General features: G+C 34.9%; 2 protein-coding genes. Both read left to right on the top strand.

Translation table 11 applies throughout. The features are described 5' to 3' along the window. Positions 1 to 39 precede the first annotated feature (39 nt). Entirely contained in the window at positions 40 to 411 is a 372-nt protein-coding gene (locus CDH50_RS14985) for a transposase (RefSeq protein ID WP_100613106.1), read from the top strand. Next, a complete protein-coding gene (locus CDH50_RS15150; protein ID WP_157805006.1) occupies positions 369 to 1,262 on the top strand; it encodes an IS3 family transposase in 894 nt (297 codons plus the stop codon). Before CDH50_RS14985 ends, CDH50_RS15150 begins: the two co-directional genes overlap by 43 nt. The last annotated feature ends 42 nt before the right edge of the window (positions 1,263 to 1,304 follow it).

The following is a 1,304-nucleotide window of genomic DNA, read 5'->3' as shown; positions in this document are numbered from 1 at the left end:
TGACCCGTCCTGAAATAAGGCTACATAATTTTAAACATTATGTATAGAAATGACAAAGTAATCAGACGGTATTCAGAACCTTTTAAACTGAAAATTCTGGACGAAATCACAACGGGTAAACTAAACAAGAACCAATTGGGCAAACTCTATGGCATTGCTCCAACTACCATTAATGAATGGATCAGGAAGTACAACCGTAAAGACCTAATGAACACCAGAGTAAAAGTGGAAACAAAAGACGAAATAACACGAATCAAAGAACTGCAAAAAGAGATTGAACAGCTTAAAAAGCTACTCTTAAAAAAGGATCTGGATGCTTTGGTATTAGATTCATACCTGGAAGTAGCTGCTGAAGATCTAGGCTATAAATCTGTTGCCGAACTAAAAAAAAAGCTAAGTATAAAGCCTTAATCAAGGCCAAAGAAAAAGCTAAGGGATTTGCTTCTTTAACCACTATAACCCATTGTTTTGGACATAAACGCAATGCTTACTATAAGTATAAAAATAGAGCTGATAAGCGTTTAAAACTAGAACAGCAGATTATTGAGATAATAAAGAAAAGACGCAAATCCCTACCTAGAGAAGGCGTACGTAAACTTGTTAAATCCTTAGATGATGAGTTTGCCAAAGCCAACCTTAAAGTCGGTAGAGACACCTTATTTAATGTCCTGAGAAAACATCAAATGCTTACACTTAGAAAGAAATATAGTTCCAGAACTACAAACTCTTTGCACAGGTTCTACAAGTATAAAAACATCATTAAAGATGTTCAAGTTACAAGGCCTAACCAAGTTTGGGTATCTGACATAACATATATCCGAACGGTAAAAGGCTCTTGTTACCTAGCACTCATTACGGACATGCATTCCAGAAAGATTGTAGGTTATGATTTGAGTGACAGCTTAGAACTAAACGGATGCGTGAGAGCGCTTAATAAAGCTATTTATCAAGCTAAAAACATTAACGGACTCATACATCATTCCGATAGGGGTATACAATATTGTAGCAATGTATACACGCAAATCCTGAAAAGAAATAAGATAGATATTAGTATGACAGAAGAAAACCATTGCTATGAAAATGCTCTCGCAGAAAGGGTTAACGGGATTCTTAAAGACGAATTTTATCTCGACCAAACCTTTACTAGCATGGATCACGCGAAAAGAGCCACAAAAAATGCAATTAATTTGTACAACGAAATAAGATTACATTTATCTTTAGACTTTAAAACACCTAATATGGTATACAAATTAACAGCGTAAAATCAATTTTAACCTGTAGCCATATTTCAGGACGAGACATTT

Origin of the sequence: Confluentibacter lentus, from assembly GCF_002806995.1 — a bacterium.
Lineage (GTDB): Bacteria > Bacteroidota > Bacteroidia > Flavobacteriales > Flavobacteriaceae > Confluentibacter > Confluentibacter lentus.
This window is presented reverse-complemented; position numbering and strand designations above follow the sequence as displayed.